Annotated in this window: 16 protein-coding genes and 1 pseudogene; 14 read left to right on the top strand and 3 right to left on the bottom strand. The window is 60.3% G+C overall.

Annotation, left to right across the window (positions count from 1 at the left end; all coding sequences use genetic code 11):
- Positions 1-122 precede the first annotated feature (122 nt).
- The 4 genes from H8B20_RS17760 (at position 123) to H8B20_RS17775 (ending at position 7,015) form a co-directional block, all read left to right on the top strand.
- Entirely contained in the window at positions 123-3,695 is a 3,573-nt protein-coding gene (locus H8B20_RS17760; RefSeq protein ID WP_210624050.1) for a DUF2339 domain-containing protein, read from the top strand.
- The gene (locus H8B20_RS17765; protein WP_210624051.1) at positions 3,692-5,056 is read left to right on the top strand and encodes a DUF3999 domain-containing protein; all 1,365 of its coding nucleotides are present in this window, start codon (positions 3,692-3,694) and stop codon (positions 5,054-5,056) included. The genes H8B20_RS17760 and H8B20_RS17765 overlap by 4 nt, the downstream gene beginning before the upstream one ends.
- 342 nt (positions 5,057-5,398) lie before the next feature.
- On the top strand, positions 5,399-6,409 hold the full coding sequence (locus H8B20_RS17770) for a class 1 fructose-bisphosphatase (RefSeq protein WP_042557219.1): 1,011 nt from the start codon (positions 5,399-5,401) through the stop codon (positions 6,407-6,409).
- Positions 6,410-6,412: 3 nt separating this feature from the next.
- Positions 6,413-7,015 (top strand): DUF924 family protein, encoded by a 603-nt coding sequence (locus tag H8B20_RS17775; RefSeq protein ID WP_210624052.1) that lies wholly within the window; start codon positions 6,413-6,415, stop codon positions 7,013-7,015.
- A gap of 177 nt (positions 7,016-7,192) precedes the next feature.
- On the opposite strand, the gene H8B20_RS28340 is transcribed toward H8B20_RS17775, so the two are convergent.
- Both H8B20_RS28340 and H8B20_RS28345 read right to left on the bottom strand, forming a co-directional pair.
- Positions 7,193-7,957 (bottom strand): methyl-accepting chemotaxis protein, encoded by a 765-nt coding sequence (locus H8B20_RS28340; protein ID WP_390896384.1) that lies wholly within the window; start codon positions 7,955-7,957, stop codon positions 7,193-7,195.
- Between the two features lie 93 nt (positions 7,958-8,050).
- Positions 8,051-9,085: pseudogene (locus tag H8B20_RS28345) on the bottom strand (HAMP domain-containing protein); the annotation flags it as partial.
- A gap of 282 nt (positions 9,086-9,367) precedes the next feature.
- Between H8B20_RS28345 and H8B20_RS17785 the strand changes: the two are divergent.
- Positions 9,368-9,622: a lipoprotein gene (locus H8B20_RS17785; protein ID WP_042557222.1), complete on the top strand. Its 255-nt coding sequence runs from the start codon at positions 9,368-9,370 to the stop codon at positions 9,620-9,622.
- Positions 9,623-9,652: 30 nt separating this feature from the next.
- Positions 9,653-10,222, top strand: a complete 570-nt coding sequence (locus tag H8B20_RS17790; RefSeq protein ID WP_047299365.1) for a lipocalin family protein — start codon at positions 9,653-9,655, stop codon at positions 10,220-10,222.
- 120 nt (positions 10,223-10,342) lie between these two features.
- Here the strand turns inward: H8B20_RS17790 and H8B20_RS17795 are convergent, their stop codons facing one another.
- Entirely contained in the window at positions 10,343-11,707 is a 1,365-nt protein-coding gene (locus tag H8B20_RS17795; RefSeq protein ID WP_210624053.1) for a formimidoylglutamate deiminase, read from the bottom strand.
- Between the two features lie 145 nt (positions 11,708-11,852).
- On the opposite strand from H8B20_RS17795, the gene hutC reads away from it, so the two are divergent.
- From hutC to hutH, 8 genes are all read left to right on the top strand, one after another.
- A complete protein-coding gene (hutC, locus tag H8B20_RS17800) occupies positions 11,853-12,563 on the top strand; it encodes a histidine utilization repressor (protein WP_181818442.1) in 711 nt (236 codons plus the stop codon).
- A 9-nt stretch (positions 12,564-12,572) separates the two neighbouring features.
- Positions 12,573-13,142, top strand: a complete 570-nt coding sequence (locus tag H8B20_RS17805; protein WP_210624054.1) for a HutD/Ves family protein — start codon at positions 12,573-12,575, stop codon at positions 13,140-13,142.
- 436 nt (positions 13,143-13,578) lie between these two features.
- Positions 13,579-15,276: a urocanate hydratase gene (hutU, locus tag H8B20_RS17810; RefSeq protein ID WP_210624055.1), complete on the top strand. Its 1,698-nt coding sequence runs from the start codon at positions 13,579-13,581 to the stop codon at positions 15,274-15,276.
- Positions 15,277-15,346: 70 nt separating this feature from the next.
- A complete protein-coding gene (locus H8B20_RS17815; protein ID WP_210624056.1) occupies positions 15,347-16,819 on the top strand; it encodes a purine-cytosine permease family protein in 1,473 nt (490 codons plus the stop codon).
- 70 nt (positions 16,820-16,889) lie between these two features.
- Positions 16,890-17,858, top strand: coding sequence for an ABC transporter substrate-binding protein (locus tag H8B20_RS17820; RefSeq protein ID WP_210624057.1), 969 nt, complete (start codon positions 16,890-16,892; stop codon positions 17,856-17,858).
- Between the two features lie 83 nt (positions 17,859-17,941).
- Complete coding sequence (locus H8B20_RS17825) at positions 17,942-18,793, top strand: ABC transporter permease (RefSeq protein WP_042557230.1); 852 nt, start codon at positions 17,942-17,944, stop codon at positions 18,791-18,793.
- A complete protein-coding gene (locus H8B20_RS17830; protein ID WP_042561938.1) occupies positions 18,790-19,620 on the top strand; it encodes a quaternary amine ABC transporter ATP-binding protein in 831 nt (276 codons plus the stop codon). Before H8B20_RS17825 ends, H8B20_RS17830 begins: the two co-directional genes overlap by 4 nt.
- A 253-nt stretch (positions 19,621-19,873) precedes the next feature.
- On the top strand, positions 19,874-21,397 hold the full coding sequence (gene hutH / locus H8B20_RS17835; protein ID WP_210624058.1) for a histidine ammonia-lyase: 1,524 nt from the start codon (positions 19,874-19,876) through the stop codon (positions 21,395-21,397).
- Positions 21,398-21,433: the final 36 nt, after the last annotated feature.

Below are 21,433 nucleotides of genomic sequence, written 5' to 3' on the forward strand. Positions count from 1 at the left end.
CATTCGACAGAAATGTTGACTGACAAACCGCTTTCGCGAGCAGGCTCGCTCCCACAAGGTTTGTGCCTAGACTGATGCAATTGCCGGACTCGCCCCCTGTGGGCCGCTTAGGGATATCGACCATGCAATGGATGTTCATGTTGATCGGGCTGGTGCTCGGCTGGCTGCTCGACGAATCGCTCAGTGATGCGCTGTTGGGTGCGCTGCTGGGTCTGGCGATTGGTCAGACGATCCGCATCGCGCGCCTGGGCACGCAGATGACCGAGCAACAGCACCAACTTGAACAGGTCAGGGAGGCTTTGCAAGGCGTTGCGCAGCGTCTGTTTCTGCTGGAAGGCTCGCCTTCTCATGCGGTGACACCGCCAGGCGTTGAACCGGTCAGTGAGTCTGTCGACATCGTCGAAGACGCCCCGGCACCCGAACTGGTTTGGGAACTGCCGCCCGAACTTGAGCCAATATCCGCCGTCGCCAGCGAAGCCGTTCAACCATTGCCGGACGATGTCTGGCGTCTGGACGCCGTCACTACCGAACCCAAACAACCCGCCGAACCCCGTGGCCCGAACCTTTTCGAGCGCGGCATCAGCGCTGCACGTAATTGGTTGTTCGGTGGCAACACCGTGCTGCGCGTCGGCGTGGTGCTGTTGTTTTTCGGTCTGGCGTTTCTGCTGCGTTACGCCACCGAAGGCATGGTGGTGCCAATCGAATTGCGTTATGCCGGGGTCGCGGCCGCGGCATTGGGTCTGCTGGCGCTGGGCTGGTGGCTGCGCCAGCGTAACAACGGCTACGCATTGATGCTGCAAGGCACCGGGATCGCGGTGCTGTACCTGACGGTGTTTGCGGCGATGCGATTGCATCCGCTGCTTGATTCGTCCGCCGCGCTGGGTTTGCTGGTGGCGGTCACGGTGTTCTCGGCGATCCTCGCCATCACGCAAGATGCGTTGGGCCTGGCTGCTGCGGCTGCGCTGGGTGGTTTCGCCGCACCAATCCTGACCTCGACCGGCGCCGGCAACCATGTCGCGCTGTTCAGTTATTTCGCGCTGCTTAATGCCGGTATTCTCGCCATCGCCTGGTTCAAGGCCTGGCGCCTGCTCAACCTGATCGGTTTCGTCGGCACCTTCGGCATTGGCTTCGCCTGGGGCCTGCGTTCGTACGCGCCGGAACTGCTGTGGAGCACCGAGCCATTTTTGATTCTGTTCTTCCTCATGTACCTCGCCATCGGCCTGCTGTTTGCCCGGCGTAAATTGCTCGATATGCCTGACGCTCCTGCGGACGGTGATCGCGAGGCGCTGCTGCACTGGTCGGCGCGCAAGGGCGATTACGTTGACGGAACGATGCTGTTCGGCCCGCCAATCGTGGGCTTCGGGTTGCAGTTTGCGCTGGTCCAGCATCTTGAGTTCGCCGCCGCATTCAGTGCCCTGGCGCTGGCCATGATTTACATGGGCCTGGCCAAGGTGTTGATGGGCGGGCGCGCGGTACTGCTGGGCGAAACCTGTCTGGCACTTGGGGTGATTTTCGCCAGTCTGGCGATTCCGCTGGGCCTTGATGCACGCTGGACGTCGGCGGCATGGGCGGTGGAGGGCGCAGGGATTTTCTGGCTGGGCTTGCGTCAGCATCGACCGTTCGCCCGGGCCTTTGCGTTGTTGCTGCAACTCGGTTCAGCGCTGGCGTTTCTCAGCCAACTGAATATCGGCGAAAGCAGCCTGCTCGATGGTGCTCCACTGGGCGCGTTGATGCTCGGCGCGGCGCTGTTGTTCAGCTTCTATCAACTGCGCAAAGCCACGCCGGAGCAGGCTTCGCCCTGGGAGCGCCAAGGGTTGCCGGTATTGGCGTGCCTGGGCCTGACGTTCCTTTATCTGCTGGCGCCGTTGTTCTTCTTCATTCAGGGCACGGCGATCAGTTGGGCGTTGGCCGGGCTGGCGACCTTGTTTGTAGGCCTGCGGCTGCAATCGCGCACGTTCCTGTTCACCGCGTTCGGAGTGCAATTGCTCGGCGGTGCGTTGTTCCTGCTGCGGCTGCAGGGCGCTGGCGAAGATTCGGCGGCGGTATTGAGTGCCGGTTGGAGCGGTCTGCTCAGCGCATCCTTGATTGGCCTGGCGCTGATCGCCGGCATGCTTTTGGCCGCTCGCGACGAAATGGTGCGCGGCGACGTACGCCTGTTGCGCGGTTTGTCGGTGGTGCTGCTGGCCGGTCTGGCGCTGATCAATCTGGCGGTGTTGTTTGTCCTGCCGTGGCAAACGGCGAGTGCGGTGTGGGCCGCCAGCGGTTTGCTGATTATCTGGCTGAGCCTGTACCTCCAACAGCGTGTGAGTTTTGTCTTTGGACTGCTGTTGCAGGTGATCGGTGGAGCGGCGTTCTTGCTCGCAGGCCCCGAGTTGCTCGGGCCGTTGTCTGCCGAAGGTCTGAAGCCGTTGGCCCATGGCGGGTTCTGGACGCCGCTGGTGCTGGGGCTGGCGGCGATGATCGGTGCCTGGCGCCTGCAACGGGGCAATCACGCTTCAGCATTTGATGCGCTGAGTTTGCAGCGTCTGTCCCAAGTCTTGCTGGTATGGGGTGCTGGTTGGTGGGCGTTGGCGTGGGTCAGTGAGGTGCTGCGTTTTGCACCGGTGACACTGCAAGGTACGTTGCTGCTGTTGGTGGCGACGTTGAGTGTTTTGTTGTGGACGCTGCTGTCGCTGCGCTTGAAGTGGCCGGCGCTGGGCTTGCTTTGCACGCTGCTGATCCCCGCGGCAGGCTTGGTGTTGCTGGCGGCTTGGTACTCGCGTTATCACCCGGCGGCAGACTTCGGCTGGGTGGCGTGGACGTTGGTGTTCGCTGTGCACTTCTTCAGCTTGCGCCGTTTGGCGCCAACGCTGCCGGCACGGGCCTTGAGTGCCGCCCATGTGCTCGGTTGCTGGCTGCTGATCGGCGTGCTCGCGCTGGAGTTGCGCTACGGCTTGCTCCTGTTGTCCGAGCAATACAACGCCTGGCGCTGGTTGGGTTGGGCGCTTATGCCGAGTCTGTATCTGTTGCTGGCGGCAGCACCGCGCAACTGGCCTTGGCCGGTGGCAGCGTTCCCCCGCGAATATCGTCTGTATGCCGCCGCGCCTTTGGCAGTGTTGATGCTTGCGTGGTTCTGGCTGGCCAACGGGGTCAGCGATGGCAACGCGGACCCATTGCCGTACGTGCCGCTGCTCAATCCGCTGGAGCTGGGTTTGCTGTTCGCCTTGTTCGGCGTTTACGTCTGGTCACGCAGCGCAGTTTCGCAGCTGTCGATCCGTCAGGACTACGCCGATTACGCCACGCAACTGGTCGCCGGGGTTTCACTGTTCGCTTTCTGCACCGCGTTGGTGACCCGCGCCGCGCACCACTGGGCCGGCATTCCATTCGAACTCGATCAACTGCTCGCCTCTATGCTGGTGCAGGCCGGGTTGTCCATCGTCTGGACGCTGATGGCGCTGGGACTGATGATCGGCGGACACCTGCGTCATCGTCGTGAAGTCTGGCTGATCGGTGCAGCGCTGATTGCGCTGGTGGTGGCCAAACTGATTTTTGTCGAACTGAGCAACCGTGGCGGCCTCGCCCGGATCGTCTCGTTTATCGGCGTTGGCGTATTGCTGTTGGTGGTGGGCTACTTCGCGCCGCTGCCACCCAAACGCGTCGAAGCTGACCCGGCGGCGCAAAAGCCAGCCCCGGAAACCGAAGGAGTTGCATCTTGAGTCGCATGCTGAATCTGGGGTGGTTGGCGTTGGGCGTGGTGATGGTTGCCGGCGCTCAGGAAAAACCGGCGGACTTCGCCACGCAGGTGCCGCTGTCGGTGACGGGCGATGGGCCGTGGTATCGCCTGGAGTTGCCGCTGAGCGCGCAATTGCAGGCGCGCCAGACCGATCTCAGTGACTTGCGTGTATTCAACGCTGCCGGCGAACCACAGGCCTACGCCTTGGCCCGCGAATCGGCGAAAACCCGCGACGACGGCCAGTTGCACGAGGTGAAGTGGTTCCCGCTGTACAACGCCGCCGACGCCACGGAACGCGCCCCCAACGTCCGGGTGCAATCCACCACCAACGGCACGCTGGTTGAGGTGCAGCCATCCAGTCAGTTGGAGGCGGGTGAAGAAGTGCTGCGCGGCTGGTTGCTTGATGCCAGTGCGATCAAGGCACCGTTGCAGCAGTTGATCCTCGACTGGACCAGCGAGCGCGATGGCTTCCAGCGTTTCAGCATCGAGGCCAGTGACGACTTGCAGCGTTGGCAGCCGTGGGGCGAGGGGCAGGTGGCGCGGCTGACTTTTTCCGATGAGCGGATCGAGCAGCATGAGGTGACTCTGCAGGGGCAATCGGCGCGTTATCTGCGACTGCTCTGGGAGTCGCCGAATTCGGCACCGGTCCTGACCTCGGCCCAGCTGAAAAGCAGCGACCCGCGTAACGTGCCGCTGCCGTTGGTCTGGTCGCAAGCGTTGGCGGGCAGTAGCAGCAAACCCGGCGAATACACCTGGCAGTTGCCGATGGGGCTGAATGTCGAGCGGGTCCAGGTCGAGCTGAAGCAATCGAACAGTCTGGCGCCGGTAACCTTGACGGGCCGACGCGAGAGCAGCCTGCCGTGGCAGACGTTGAGCAGCGGTCTGCTCTATCGCCTGACGCAGAATACTCAGGACGTGGTGCAGAACGAATTGCAGCTGTACGGGCAAACCGTGCAGCAGTTGAAAATGACCGTGGATGAGCGCGGCGGCGGTTTGGGTGAACAGGTGCCGAGCCTGAAATACGCAGTACGGGCGACGCAGGTGATCTTCCTTGCACGAGGGGAGGGCCCGTACAGTCTGGCGTTGGGGAATCCGAATGTGAAAACGGCGAATCTGCCGTTGACGACACTGATACCGGATTTCAAACCGGAGAAACTGGCGACGTTGGGCAAGGCGACGGTTCTGGGGGATGTGGTGGCTACTCAGACGTCGACCGCGACCACAGCTGCCGTGGCTGGGACCAATTGGAAGAAGATCGGGCTGTGGGCGGTGTTGTTGCTGAGTGTGGTGTTTCTTGGGGCGATGGCGTTCAGTCTGTTGCGCAAGCCGCCGACCAATTCCTGAGAATGGCCGGCGCTGCGCGCCAATCGCTGGCAAGCCAGCTCCCACAGTGATTCTGGTCCGACCACATATTTTGTGTACGCCAGGAAAACCTGTGGGAGCTGGCTTGCCAGCGATGAGGACCTGACAGTCAGTCAATATTCAAGACCTGACCAATCTGGCCGCATCCACATTCATCTGATTTCCAACTACGCTAAACCCGCTACCTGAACTCTCTGTACCCATTCACGTCTGATACAGGCAATTGCGCCCCGACGCACGTTACCGGGCGTCTTCGCTCGCTACGTTTTCAGACTCCCTGTAAACTGCGCGGGTTTTTAGCCCCCCATTCCACCGGAGCCGTCCATGTCCCGCGTTACCCTGAGTCGCTATTTGATTGAGCAGACCCGTAGCAACAACACTCCTGCCGATCTGCGTTTTCTGATCGAAGTGGTGGCGCGCGCCTGTAAAGAAATCAGCCACGCCGTGTCCAAAGGCGCCCTGGGTGGTGTTCTGGGCAGCATGGGCACTGAAAACGTACAAGGCGAAGTGCAGAAGAAACTCGACGTGATCTCCAACGAGATCCTGCTCGAAGCCAACGAATGGGGCGGTCACCTGGCCGGCATGGCGTCCGAGGAAATGGACAATGCCTACCAGATCCCGGGCAAATACCCGAAAGGCGCGTACCTGTTGGTATTCGACCCGTTGGACGGTTCGTCGAACATCGACATCAACGCGCCGGTCGGCACGATCTTCTCGGTGCTGCGTTGCCCGAACGAATACCTGACCCAGAACGAGCCGCTGAACGAAAAGGCTTTCCTGCAGCCAGGCACTCAGCAGGTTGCTGCCGGCTACGCGATCTATGGCCCGCAGACCATGCTGGTGCTGACCTTGGGCCACGGCGTCAAAGGCTTCACCCTGGACCGCGAAATGGGCAGCTTCGTGCTGACCCACGAAGACATCACCATTCCTGAATCGACCCAGGAATTCGCCATCAACATGTCCAACCAGCGTCACTGGGAAGCTCCGGTACAACGTTATGTTGGCGAGTTGCTGGCCGGCGAAGAAGGTCCGCTGAAAAAGAACTACAACATGCGTTGGGTCGCGGCGATGGTTGCCGACGTGCATCGCATCCTGACCCGTGGCGGTCTGTTCATGTACCCACGCGACAGCCGCGAGCCATCCAAGCCTGGCAAACTGCGTCTGATGTACGAAGCCAACCCGATGTCGTTCCTCGTGGAACAGGCGGGCGGCGCGTCCACCGACGGTCACCAGCGCATCCTCGACATTCAGCCGGACGGGCTGCACCAGCGTGTAGCGGTGTTCCTGGGCTCGAAAGAAGAAGTCGCACGCGCTACGGCCTACCACAAGGAATAAACCATGAACGCGCCCTGGCAGCCGTTGCTCGATTGGTGGTTCGGAAATGCCGAATCACCGAATGAGGTATCGGCTGACAAGGGCAAGTTGTGGTTCGGTAAGCGTGACAGCCAAGACCTCGAAGCGCAGACGCGTTTCGGGGTCTTTGTCGATCAGGCCCTGGCTGGCGAATTGACCGAGTGGACGCAACGTCCCGAAGGTTGGCTGGCGCTGGTGCTGCTGCTCGATCAACTGCCGCGAATGATCTTTCGCGACTCTCCCAAAGCGTTCTCCGGTGATTTGCGTGCGCAGCAGCTCGTCGCGCAAGGCATTGCTGCGGATTTTGATCGGCAGTTAAAGCCCATTCAGCGCGTGTTCATTTATCTGGTGTTCGAACACTGCGAAAACCTCGCGGTGCAGAACGAAGCGGTTTCCCGATTCATGGCGCTTGTGGCTGAACAGCCGGAAGCGGAGCGGGCAGTGTTTGCCGACAATCTGGATTATGCCGAGCGGCATCAGAAGGTGATTGCACGGTTTGGAAGGTTTCCGCATCGCAATGCGGTGTTGGGGCGGGAGTCTACGGCTGAGGAACTCGAGTTTCTTTCGGGGCCTGGGTCGCGGTTCTAGAAGCTCACCCTAACCCTCTCCCGGAGGGAGAGGGGACTGACCGAGTAGCCTGGCATTATGACATCGACCTGAAAGTATCCAGTCGAACTCAGGTTTGAACAGCATGAAAATCGGCTCCCTTTCCCCCTCGCCCCCCTGGGGGAGAGGGCTGGGGTGAGGGGGTAAAGCCCTTGATCTTCAGATCCTGAAGCTACCCACCAACTGCTTCAACCGCGCCGCCTGCTGCTCCAGATCCGAGCAAGCCCGCAACGTCGCCTGCAAGTTCTCCACACCTTCCTGATTCAGCGTGTTGATCTCGTTGATATCAACGTTGATCGACTCAACCACAGCAGTCTGCTCTTCAGTCGCCGTTGCGACCGACTGGTTCATCCCGTCGATCTCGCCGATGCGCTGGGTCACGCTGCCCAGGCGTTCGCCGGCCTGGTTGGCGATGCCGACGCTGCTTTCGCTCTCGCGCTGGCTCTCGGTCATGATGCTGACCGCCTGACGCGCGCCGACTTGCAGCTCTTCGATCATCTTCTGCACTTGCTGCGCGGAATCCTGCGTGCGGTGCGCGAGGTTGCGCACTTCGTCAGCGACCACGGCGAAACCACGACCGGCTTCACCGGCACGCGCCGCTTCGATCGCGGCGTTCAGTGCCAGCAGGTTGGTTTGCTGGGAGATGCTGGTGATCACTTCCAGAATCTGGCCGATGTTCACGGTGTTGCTGTTCAGGGTTTCGATGTTGCCGCACGAATCGCTGATCTTCGCCGAGAGCTGTTGCATCGCGTGGATGGTTCTATCCACAACCTGCTGACCGTCGACCGCCAGGCTGCGCGCTTCGCTGGAATGCTGCGAGGCGAGGGCGGCGTTTTGGGCGATTTCCTGGGCGGCGGCGCCGAGTTGGTTGATCGCTGCGGCCACACTGTTGGTGCGAGTCGCTTGTTGATCGGAGTTGTACATTGACGAGTTCGAGGCCGCGACCACGCGCAGGGCGACTTCGTTGACCTGGCCGGTTGCCGAGGATACTTCGCGGATCGAGGTGTGGATACGCTCCACGAAACGGTTGAACGATGTGCCCAGCGCGCCGAATTCGTCGTTGCCGTGGATGACCAGACGTTTGGTCAGGTCGCCTTCACCTTCGGCGATGTCGTGCATGGCGCGGCCCATGGTCAGCAGCGGTTGCATCAGCACGCGGATCAGCATGCCGAGCAGGAAGATGATGATCACCACGGCAATGACCATGGCGATCAGCGCCGAGGTGCGAAATTCGCTGAGCATCGAGAATGCGGTGTCTTTGTCCAGAACCAGCGCCACGTACCAGTCGGCCGACGGTACGCCGTTGACGCGGGTGAAGGAGATCAGCTGGGTCTTGCCGTTGAATTCGACTTCTTTCAGACCCGGGCTGACTTTCGGTGCGCCGTTGGGGTAAGCCTCGGCCAGGGTCTTGAGCACCAGTTTGCTGTCCGGATGAATCAGGATTTTGCCATCGGCACTGACGATGAACGCGTGGCCGTGGCCGCCGAAGTTCAGCGAGTTGATGATCGCGCTGACGCTGGTCAGGTCGATGTCGGCACCGGCCACGCCGAGCATCTGGCCCTGGCGCTGCACCGGGGTGGCAACCGTGATCACCAGTTTGCCCGACGAGGCGGCAATGTACGGTTCGGTGACGATGGTCTGCTGCGCGCTGTTGGCCGCTTTGTACCAGCCGCGGGCGCGCGGATCGTAATCCGGCGCGCGGTTGCCGGCGGGCACGGAGAACATCACGCCGTCAGTACCGCCGAAGTAGCTGAGCTGGAAATTGCCGGTGTAGGCGGGCAGGTCGATGATGCGTTTCAGGCTGGCGGGGGCGTTGCCGTCAACCGCGACCTGTTGGGACAGCGATTGCAGCAATTGAATGCGGCTTTCCAGCCAGGTCTGGATGTTGCTGGTGGTCAGGCTGCCGAGTTCCTGCATGGTCGACTCGGTGCTGCTGCTCAGCGCTTCGCGTTGTCGATAGTCGTTGAAGAAAATGAAACAGGCGAACGCAACGGCCACCACGAGGGCGGCAGCCAACAAGATTTTGTGGCTGAATTTCATGTTTCTGGTCATCGAATGAACTACCGCGAAGGGGCTGGTCAAGAAAGGGCGGCAATTTGCCACACTATCGGGCTTTGCGCTGCCATTTATTTCGACCGCCGTGCGCCAAAGATTAGGCGGCTTTGCTTAAATGCGACGAAATGCTCAATAGCCCTGGAAAGTGACTGATTTAAAGGTAAAAGTCAGACGGGCGGGCTAATAAATAGCCTTTTGTGTACGGAACCAGATGACGGTTTTCTCTTCTAAGCTTCTGGTTGGCACCCTGCCATCCCCCCTCGTTCCAGGAGTTACACAATGTCGCTGCGATCTATCGCCCTTCTGTCGTTTTGCGTGCTGTTGGCCGCATGCAGCAAGGTCAATCAGGAAAACTACGCGAAGCTCTCGGCTGGTATGGCCAAGGCTGAAGTGGAGACCCTGCTCGGCAAACCGACTGACTGCTCGGGCGCGCTCGGCATGTCCAGTTGCACCTGGGGCGACAAGAACAGCTTTATCAGCGTGCAATACGCCGGTGACAAAGTGCTGATGTTTTCCGGCCAAGGCCTGAAGTAAACCGGGGCTTCGCGCCCACGGAGAAGAAAAATGAAGCGGTTATTATTTGTCCTTTTTGCCGGCCTGGTACTGGCCGGCTGCGCCACTTCCGGCGTGGATTCGTTGGCGCCGAAAACCGTCGACAGCGTCAACCTCAAGCGTTATCAGGGGACCTGGTACGAGCTGGCGCGCTTGCCGATGTACTTCCAGCGCAATTGCGCGCAATCCGAAGCCCGCTACACCCTCAAGCCTGACGGCAACGTTGCGGTGCTCAATCGCTGCCTGACCCCGGACTGGCAGTGGGAAGAGGCCAAGGGCACGGCTTATCCACAGGTGCCGGGCAAGACCGACAAGTTGTGGGTCGAATTCGACAACTGGTTCTCGCGCCTGATTCCGGGTGTGGCGAAGGGCGAATACTGGGTGCTGTACGTCAGCGACGACTACAAGACCGCTATCGTCGGCGACCCGAGTCGCAAGTACCTGTGGCTGCTGTCGCGCACGCCAACCGTCAACGGTGTGGTGCGCGAAGAACTGTTGAGCAAGGCCCGCCAGCAGGGTTACGACACGACGCGGTTGATCTGGCGAGCGTCGGATCGGCAGATGGCCAAGACTTCAAACTAAACACCACCACAAATCAAATGTGGGAGCGAGCCTGATCGCGAAGAGGGCGTGTCAGTTAACGAAAATGTTGCTGATACACCGCTTTCGCGAGCAGGCTCGCTCACACATTTTTGTTTTGTGTCAGCCGAGGAGGTCGCGCAAGACTTGGGTGAAGGCACGCGCACTGTCCTCTTCGCCGGCATGCCGGCCATCACGCACAACCCACTGGCCATTGACCAGCACATCACGCACTTGGCGATCACCGCCAGCAAACAACCAGCGATTCAAAATCCCGTCCCCACTCGCCGTCGCCAGATACGGATCGTTGCCATCGAGCACAATCCAGTCAGCGCGCCTGCCGACTTCCAGCGCACCAATCGGCTGCCCCAATGCCTGAGCGCCGCCATCCAGCGCCGCGTCGTACAAAGTGCGTCCGACCATCGGCTGATCCGCGCCATACAAACGGTTACGCCGCTGATCACGCAAACGCTGGCCGTATTCCAGCCAACGCAATTCCTCGACCACGCTTAGCGACACATGGCTGTCAGAGCCGATACCCATGCGCCCGCCCTGAGCCATGAAATCCACCGCCGGGAAAATCCCGTCGCCCAGGTTGGCTTCGGTGGTCAGGCACAGGCCGGCGATGGCGCGACTCTTGGCCATCAGCGTGACTTCTTCCGGGTTGGCGTGAGTGGCGTGGACCAGGCACCAGCGCTGATCGACTTCAGTGTTTTCATACAGCCATTGCAGCGGGCGGCGACCGCTCCAGCTCAGGCAGTCGTCGACTTCTTTCTGTTGTTCGGCGATGTGAATGTGCACCGGGCATTGCTTGTCACTGGCCGCCAGGACTTCGCTGATCTGCTGTGGGGTCACCGCGCGCAACGAGTGGAAACACAGACCCAGTGATTGCGCCTTTTGCTGCGCCAACAAGGGCTGCAAACGCGATTGCAGATTCAGGTAGTTTTCGGTGCTGTTGATAAATCGGCGCTGGCCGTCGTTTGGTGTCTGGCCGCCGAAACCGGCGTGGCTGTAGAGCACCGGTAGCAGGGTCAAGCCGATGCCGCTTTCGCTGGCAGCCTGACTGATGCGCAACGCCAGTTCCGCCGGATCGGCATAAGGCTGACCATTGCTGTCATGGTGAACATAGTGGAATTCAGCGACCGAGGTGTAACCGGCCTTGAGCATTTCGATGTACAGCTGACGGGCGATCACGCCGAGTTGATCCGGGCTGATTTTTCCGACGAGGCGATACATCAGGTCGCGCCAGGTCCAGAAACTGTCATTGGGATTGCCGGCGACTTCGGCCAGTCCGGCCATCGCTCGCTGAAAAGCGTGGGAGTGCAGGTTGGGCATTCCCGGCAGCAACGGACCGCTCAACCGTTCGGCGCCATCTGCGGTGGAATCGGCCAGGATTTGGGTCAGCAGGCCATCTGCGCTGACCTCAAGACGTACATTATTGGCCCATCCGTTAGGCAGCAGCGCGCGTTCGGCAAAGAAGGCGGACATGGTTCAGCACCCCATCGTGTGTTATTTGTATATACATATACAGACGTTTGCCTGCCCGGTAAACTCCGGCAAGCTAGCAACCTCTACCGACGAACAAGGATCCACCGTGCCGACTCCGCCTCCAGTTTCCCCGTTGGCCGCGAACATGGGCGACAGTCCGGCGCCCTTGTACGCTCGCGTCAAACAGATGATCACCCAGCAGATCGACAGCGGTAACTGGCCGCCGCACTACCGTGTGCCGTCCGAGAGCGAACTGGTCAATCAGCTCGGTTTCAGCCGCATGACCATTAATCGCGCGCTGCGCGAGATGACCGCCGACGGCCTGCTGGTGCGTATGCAAGGCGTCGGCACCTTCGTCGCCGAGCCGAAGAGCCAGTCCGCGCTGTTTGAAGTGCATAACATCGCCGATGAAATCGCCTCGCGCGGTCATCGCCACACCTGCCAGGTCATCACCCTCGAAGAAGAGGCTGCCGGTTCCGAGCGCGCACTGGCGCTGGACATGCGCGAAGGGCAAAAGGTATTTCACTCGCTGATTGTGCATTACGAAAACGATATTCCGGTGCAAATCGAAGACCGTTTCGTCAACGCGCTGGTCGCCCCGGAATACCTCAAGCAGGACTTCACCCTGCAAACGCCATACGCCTATCTCAACCAGGTTGCGCCGCTGACTGAGGGTGAGCATGTGGTCGAAGCAATCCTCGCCGAAGCGTCCGAGTGCAAGTTGCTGCAGATCGAAAAAGGCGAGCCATGCCTGCTGATCCGCCGTCGCACGTGGTCGGGCCGTCAGCCGGTGACCGCTGCGCGCCTGATTCACCCTGGTTCCCGTCATCGTCTGGAAGGTCGGTTCCATAAATAGAGAGCATAAATGAGTTCACTGAAAGTCCTACGCGCCGAAGGCTATCCGCGCATGCCGTGGAAAAACGGCGGCGGCAGCACTGAAGAAATCACCCGTGACGCTGGCGCTGGCCTCGACGGTTTCGGCTGGCGCCTGTCCATTGCCGATATCGCCGAGTCCGGCGGTTTTTCGAGCTTTGCCGGTTACCAGCGGGTGATTACCGTGTTGCAGGGTGACGGCATGACCCTGTGCGTCGACGGGGACGATACTCGGCCACTGTTACCGCTCGATCCCTTTGCATTCAGCGGTGAGAGCCAGGTTTCCTGCACCTTGCTCGGTGGGGCGATTCGCGACTTCAACCTGATTTATGCGCCGCAGCGTTATAGCGCGCGGTTGCAGTGGCTGGATGGCGAGCAACGGTTTTTCAGTTCGGCGGGGACGGTGCTGGTGTTCAGTGTCAGTGAGTTGCTTGAAGTTGTGGTCGGTGAGAAGAGTGCACAACTTGGCCGACACGACTGCCTGCAACTGGACGGTAACGCCGGGCTGGTTGAGATATCCGTCAATGCCGGTTGCTGCGTGATCGAACTCACTACACGCTGATTCGCAAACAATCTAAAGATCGCAGCCTTCGGCAGCTCCTACAGTGGGATTGATATACACCCTGTAGGAGCTGCCGAAGGCTGCGATCTTTTGCTTTTGGGGTGTTCCCAACCACGCACCAACTTGTTACCGAACGCCCCAGCGTGGCGCAAAACCATGCTCTCGTAACCATCCACCAGCTCCCCAAACCAGCCCCGCGAAAAATTTCATGATCGCCAGAACCCTTGATTCAGGCGATCTCCAGCCGTGTCCGCGATTTTTCTTGAACACCCCATTGCCAAGTTGGCCGCTTGATTGCATATGCTTGTATGTACAAGTAAAGACGTATGCGTATGAGTCCGCAGCGTCCACTGATTCGCTTGTCGCGCATTGATGCGCGCAGGCTGCTTGCCCACTGCCAGGGTTGGTTTGAATTGATCGCTGAGGAGTCTTTTTCGTGACTGATAACAACCGTACTGCTACTGCATTTACAAAGCACCGTGACGTCGAAATCCGTGCCGCCCGCGGCAACAAGCTGACCGCCAAGAGCTGGCTGACCGAAGCGCCGCTGCGCATGCTGATGAACAACCTCGACCCGGAAGTCGCCGAGAACCCGAAAGAGCTGGTGGTTTATGGCGGTATCGGTCGCGCCGCGCGTAACTGGGAGTGCTACGACAAGATCGTCGAAAGCCTGACCAACCTGAATGACGACGAGACCCTGCTGGTGCAATCCGGCAAGCCGGTCGGCGTGTTCAAGACCCACAGCAACGCCCCGCGCGTCCTGATCGCCAACTCCAACCTCGTACCGCACTGGGCGAGCTGGGAGCACTTCAACGAACTCGACGCCAAAGGCCTGGCCATGTACGGCCAGATGACTGCCGGCAGCTGGATCTACATCGGCAGCCAAGGCATCGTTCAAGGCACCTACGAAACCTTCGTTGAGGCCGGTCGTCAGCACTACAACGACAATCTCACCGGCAAGTGGGTCCTGACCGCGGGTCTGGGCGGCATGGGGGGCGCTCAGCCTCTGGCGGCAACCCTGGCCGGCGCCTGCTCGCTGAACATCGAATGCCAGCAGGTCAGCATCGATTTTCGCCTGAAAAGCCGCTACGTCGACGAGCAAGCTACTGACCTCGATGACGCGCTGGCGCGCATCGCCAAATACACCAAAGAAGGCAAAGCGATTTCCATCGCCCTGCTGGGCAACGCGGCGGAAATCCTGCCGGAACTGGTCAAGCGCGGCGTGCGCCCGGACATGGTCACCGACCAGACCAGCGCCCACGATCCACTCAACGGCTACCTGCCGGCCGGCTGGACCTGGGACGAATACCGCGCCCGTGCCAAGACTGAACCGGCCGCTGTGATCAAAGCCGCCAAGCAGTCGATGGCTGTGCACGTCAAAGCGATGCTGGAATTCCAGAAACAAGGCATTCCGACCTTCGACTACGGCAACAACATCCGTCAGATGGCGCAGGAAGAAGGCGTCGAGAACGCATTCGACTTCCCGGGTTTCGTGCCGGCTTACATCCGTCCGCTGTTCTGCCGTGGCATCGGCCCGTTCCGCTGGGCGGCGCTGTCGGGTGATCCGCAAGACATCTACAAAACCGACGCCAAGGTCAAAGAGCTGATCCCGGACGACGCCCACCTGCACAACTGGCTGGACATGGCCCGCGAGCGCATCAGTTTCCAGGGTCTGCCGGCACGTATCTGCTGGGTTGGCCTGGGCCTGCGCGCCAAGCTCGGTCTGGCCTTCAACGAAATGGTTCGCAGCGGTGAATTGTCCGCGCCAATCGTGATCGGTCGCGACCACCTCGACTCCGGTTCGGTCGCCAGCCCTAACCGCGAAACCGAATCGATGCAGGACGGTTCCGACGCCGTGTCCGACTGGCCATTGCTCAACGCTCTGCTCAACACCGCGAGCGGCGCGACCTGGGTCTCCCTGCACCACGGTGGTGGCGTCGGCATGGGTTTCTCGCAGCACTCGGGCATGGTGATTGTCTGCGACGGCACCGACGAAGCGGCCGAGCGAATCGCACGCGTGCTGCATAACGACCCGGCCACCGGTGTCATGCGTCACGCCGATGCCGGTTACCAGATCGCCATCGACTGCGCGAAGGAGCAGGGCCTGAACCTGCCGATGATTACCGGTAAATAAACGCAAAACCCTGTAGGAGCAGCCTGCGGCAGCTCCTACAGGGAATCTAACAATCCACAGAGGTTGAATCATGGCTGTTGACACCGATCGTGCAGGCAACAAACCGTTGATCGAAAGGCGTTCGATCGACTACATCCCGGAAGTGGAAAGACACGGTCGTCTGTTCAGCCAGTTCACGCTGTGGATGGGTGCCAATCTGCAGATCACCGCGATTGTCACCGGGGCCCTGGCCGTGGTGCTGGGCGGTGATGTGTTCTGGTCGTTGATCGGTCTGCTGATCGGTCAACTGCTCGGCGGTGGCGTCATGGCGCTGCATGCTGCGCAAGGACCGAAACTGGGCTTGCCGCAAATGATCTCCAGCCGCGTGCAGTTCGGTGTGTATGGCGCGGCCATCCCGATCGTGCTGGTGTGTTTGATGTACCTGGGTTTTACCGCCACCGGAACCGTGCTTTCCGGTCAGGCGCTGGGCCAGTTGTTTGGTGTCAGCGACAGCGCCGGCATCCTGATTTTTGCCAGTGTCATCGTCTTGGTCACGGTGCTCGGTTATCGAGTGATCCACTGGATTGGCCGTGTCGCCAGCGTCATCGGCGTGATCGCTTTTGTTTTCCTGTTCTGGCGTCTGATGAATCAGACCGACGTCGGCGCACTCCTGCAAATCCGCCACTTCAGCTGGAGCAGTTTCCTGCTGGCGGTGTCGCTCGCCGCTTCCTGGCAGATCGCTTTCGGCCCATACGTGGCTGACTATTCGCGCTACCTGCCGAGCAGCACTTCATCGATAAAAACCTTTTTCGCCGCGGGTGCCGGGTCGGTGATTGGCGCCCAAGTGGCGATGATCCTTGGCGTATTCGCTGCGGCTTCGGCGAACGGCCAATTCGCCGGCCATGAAGTGGCTTACATCGTAGGTCTGGGCGGTACCGGTGCCACCGCTGCGCTGCTGTACTTCAGCATCGCCTTCGGCAAAGTGACCATTTCCACGCTGAATTCCTACGGCAGCTTCATGTGCATCGCGACCATCATCAGCGGTTTCCGTGGTCACCTGAAGGTGTCCCGCCTGCAGCGTCTTGTGTTCGTGCTGTTCATCGTCGGTGCGGCAACCCTGATCGCATTGCTCGGTCAGCATTCGTTTCTCGGGGCGTTCAAGTCTTTCATCCTGTTCCTGCTCGCCTTCTTCACGCCATGGAGCGCGATCAACCTGGTGGACTACTACTGCATCACCCGTGAGCGCTATGACGTGCCGGCGCTGGCCGATCCGAATGGTCGCTATGGCCGCTGGAACATTCTCGGTATCAGCGTTTATGTGTTCGGCGTGCTGGTGCAACTGCCGTTTATTTCCACCAAGTTCTACACAGGTCCCTTGGTGGCGGCGCTGGGTGATGTGGATATCTCCTGGATCATCGGTCTGGTGGTGCCCGCCGCCGTGTATTACGTCTGTGCAAAAAAATGGCACAGCGCCGTACCTGATCACCTGATTCTGCCGACCGAGCGGGACAGCGATGCACAACCTGAAAAAAGCGGGGCAAGCCGTGTTGCGGCGCAGGCCTGATTGGACGTGGAAAGGGCTGGATGCCTCTTGACTGCCGTAAGCCCAATTCATGATTAGGAGCGTGACGACAATGAAATCGAACAAGACCCTGCTGACCACTGTGCTTTCCATGGGCCTGCTCGCCAGTGCCGGTGCCACCCAGGCCGCCGGTTGGTGCGAGTCAGGCAAACCGGTGAAGTTCGCCGGCCTGAACTGGGAAAGCGGCATGCTGCTGACCGACGTCATGCAAGTGGTGCTGGAGAAAGGCTACGACTGCAAGACCGACAGCCTGCCCGGCAACTCCATCACCATGGAAAACGCCCTGAGCAGCAACGACATCCAAGTGTTCGCCGAAGAGTGGGTCGGCCGCAGCGAAGTCTGGAACAAGGCCGAGAAGGCCGGCAAGGTCGTCGGTGTCGGCGCACCTGTCGTGGGCGCTATCGAAGGCTGGTACGTGCCGCGTTATGTGATCGAAGGCGACGCCAAGCGCAAGCTTGAACCGAAAGCGCCAGACCTGAAAAACATTGCTGATCTGGCCAAGTATTCCGCCGTTTTCAAAGACGCTGAAGAGCCGGCCAAGGGCCGCTTCTACAACTGCCCGGCCGGGTGGACCTGCGAGCTGGACAACAGCGAAATGCTGAAAAGCTACGGCCTGGAAAACAGCTACACCAACTTCCGCCCAGGCACCGGCCCAGCGCTGGATGCAGCGGTGCTGTCGAGCTACAAACGTGGTGAGCCGATTCTCTTCTACTACTGGTCGCCAACCCCGCTGATGGGTCAGGTCGATCTGGTCAAACTGGAAGAAAAACCGGGCGTCGACAAGACCGTGACGATCAAGGTCGGCCTGTCCAAGACTTTCCACGAGCAGGCCCCGGAGCTGGTGGCCGTGCTGGAAAAGGTCAACCTGCCGATCGATCTGCTGAACCAGAATCTGGGACGCATGGCGAAGGAACGTATCGAGTCGCCAAAACTGGCGAAAATCTTCCTCAAGGAACATCCTGAAGTCTGGCACGCGTGGGTCAGTGAAGACGCCGCCAAGAAAATCGACGCGGCGCTGTAGGTCGATACTTCCCGGCCAACCGTGAGGCCGGCCGGGAGATATGCCGTCATCGCTTGATTGAGATTCCTGATTGAGAGCCGCTTATGTTTCCCGAAAGCTTTACCTTTTCCATCGCCGACTGGGTCAACGGTTGGGTCGATTCGCTGGTCACCAACTACGGTGATGTGTTCCGCCAGATCTCGGACACCCTGCTGTGGGCCATCGTCAATCTCGAAGGCCTGCTGCGTGCAGCGCCTTGGTGGTTGATGCTGGCGATCGTCGGTGTCGTCGCCTGGCATGCAACGCGCAAAGTCGTGACCACGGCAGTGATCGTCGGTCTGTTGTTTCTCGTAGGCGCTGTCGGCCTGTGGGACAAACTCATGCAGACGCTGGCGCTGATGATGGTGGCGACGATCATTTCGGTGCTGATCGGCATTCCGCTGGGGATTCTCTCGGCGCGCAGCAATCGCCTGCGTTCGGTACTGATGCCGCTGCTCGACATCATGCAGACCATGCCGAGTTTCGTGTACCTGATCCCGGTGCTGATGCTGTTCGGTCTGGGCAAGGTCCCGGCGATTTTCGCCACTGTGATCTACGCCGCGCCACCGCTGATTCGCCTGACCGATCTGGGCATTCGCCAGGTCGACGGCGAAGTCATGGAAGCGATCAATGCGTTCGGCGCCAACCGCTGGCAGCAACTGTTCGGCGTGCAGCTGCCGCTGGCCCTGCCAAGCATCATGGCCGGGATCAACCAGACCACCATGATGGCCCTGTCGATGGTGGTGATCGCCTCGATGATCGGCGCCCGTGGCCTGGGTGAAGACGTGCTGGTGGGGATTCAGACCCTCAACGTCGGACGCGGGCTTGAGGCCGGTCTGGCGATCGTGATTCTCGCAGTGGTCATCGACCGCATTACTCAGGCGTACGGTCGGCCACGGCATGAGGTGAGCAAATGAGCAACGCAACCGTGAGCAAGATCGAAGTCAAAAACGTCTTCAAGATTTTTGGCAACCGCGCCAAGGACGCCTTGGCCATGGTGGGTCAAGGCAAGACCAAGGATCAGGTGCTGAACGAAACCGGCTGCGTGGTCGGAGTCAACGACCTGTCGCTGAGCATCGGCACTGGCGAGATTTTCGTGATCATGGGCCTGTCCGGCTCCGGCAAGTCGACGCTGGTGCGCCACTTCAATCGTCTGATTGACCCGACCAGTGGCGCGATCCTGGTGGACGGCGTGGACATCCTGCAATACGACATGCAAGCCCTGCGCGAATTTCGCCGGCACAAGATCAGCATGGTCTTCCAGAGCTTCGGCCTGCTGCCGCACAAGAGCGTGCTCGACAACGTCGCCTACGGCCTGAAAGTGCGCGGCGAGAGCAAGCAACTGTGCGCCGAGCGGGCGCAGCACTGGATCAATACCGTGGGGCTCAAAGGCTACGAAAACAAATACCCGCACCAGCTCTCCGGCGGCATGCGTCAGCGTGTGGGCCTGGCCCGCGCCTTGGCGGCGGACACTGACATCATCCTGATGGACGAGGCGTTCAGCGCGCTGGATCCGCTGATCCGCGCCGAGATGCAGGACCAGTTGCTGGAACTGCAAAAGACCCTGCACAAGACCATCGTCTTCATCACCCACGACCTCGACGAGGCGGTGCGTATCGGCAATCGCATTGCGATCCTCAAGGACGGCAAGCTGATTCAGGTTGGTACGCCGCGCGAGATCCTGCATTCGCCGGCGGATGAGTATGTTGACCGGTTCGTGCAGCGGCGGGCGGCGGTGGTCTGATCTGGGTTTTGCAGTGCAATGACTGGCCTCATCGCTGGCAAGCCAGCTCCCACAGGGAATGTGTGAACCCTGAGGACTCTGTAGGGGCTGGCAGACCCAGGTCTTACAAAGATTGTGTGAACACAGGGGGCTCTGTGGGGGCTGGCAGGCCCAGTTCCTACAGAGATTGTGTGAACACTGGAGATCCTGTGGGAGCTGGCTTGCCAGCGATAGGGCCAGTGAAGCTGCATCAATATTTCGGTTGAGGTTAAAGATGTCCCAGGCTGAGAAAATCGTGATCACCGGCGCCCACCTGCGCTGGAAAGACGTAGTCGCCGTCGCCCGTCACGGCGCGCCACTCGAGCTGTCGAGCGACACGTGGGCGCGCATCGAAAACGCGCAAGGCATCGTCCAGCGTATTGTTGCCAGCGGCGAGCGTGCTTATGGCGTCAATACCGGCCTGGGCGGGCTCTCCAATGTCTCGCTGAAAGACGAACAGCTCAGCCAGTTGTCACGCAACACTTTGCTCAGTCATGCCTGCGGCGTCGGCCCGGTACTCGCTGACGAACAAACCCGCGCGATCATCTGTGCCGCGATCCACAACTACAGCCACGGCAAATCCGGCATCCATCGCCGGGTGGTCGAAGCGCTACTGGCGTTGCTCAATCGCGGCATCACGCCGCAGGTGCCGTCGCAAGGCTCGGTGGGTTATCTGACCCACATGGCGCACATCGGCATTGCACTGCTAGGCGTCGGCAACGTCAGCTATCGCGGGCAAATCACCTCTGCTCAACAAGCGTTGGCCGAAGAGGGCCTGCAACCGGTGCAACTCGGCGCGAAGGACGGTTTGTGTCTGGTCAACGGCACGCCGTGCATGACCGGCCTCAGCTGCCTGGCCATCGCCGACGCCAAGCGTCTGCTGCAATGGGCCGACGTGATCGGCGCCATGAGTTTCGAAGCGCAGCGCGGGCAGATCGCCGCGTTCGATGCGGAGATCATTGCGCTGAAACCGCATCCGGGGATGCAGCAGGTTGGCGTCAATCTGCGTGCATTGCTCGACGGCAGTGAAGTGATCGCATCGAGCAAAGGCATTCGCACTCAGGACGCGCTGAGCATCCGTTCGATTCCGCAGGTGCACGGCGCCGCGCGCGATCAACTGGAGCATGCGATCAAACAGATCGAAAGCGAACTCAATGGCTGCACCGATAACCCGCTGCTGCTGGGCACTCCGGACGAATTCCGCGTCATGTCGCAAGCCAACCCGCACGGTCAGTCGGTGGCAATGGCGGCAGATCTGCTGGCGATTGCCATGGCGGAAATCGGCTCGATTGCCGAGCGGCGTCTCGATCGTCTGGTGAATCCGCACGTCAGCGGTCTGCCGGCATTTCTGGTGGCCAACCCGGGGGTTAACTCCGGGATGATGATCGTGCAATACGTCGCCGCGTCGCTGTGTGCGGAAAACCGCCAATTGGCGCAACCGGCGGTACTCGACAACTACATCACTTCAGGTTTGCAGGAAGACCACTTGAGCATGGGCACCAACGCCGCGCTCAAGCTGCATCGCGCCCTGGAAAACTGCACGCAGATCCTCGCCATCGAATATCTGCTGGCGGCGCAGGCGTTTGAATTCATCAAGGAACAACGTTTCGGCGCGGGCACCGATGTTGCGTGGCGACTGCTGCGCGAAAAGGTCCCGGCTTATGATCAGGATCGCTGGCTGGCGCCGGATATCGCCGCCGCCGCGAGTGTTTTGAGAGACTCGAACTTGCTGCACCGCGTTTTACCGAATCTGCACTGAAAATCTATCTACGCCAGCGTGCCAAGGCGCGGCTCC

Source organism: Pseudomonas sp. P42 (genome assembly GCF_017973755.1).
Taxonomy (GTDB): Bacteria; Pseudomonadota; Gammaproteobacteria; order Pseudomonadales; family Pseudomonadaceae; genus Aquipseudomonas; species Aquipseudomonas iridis.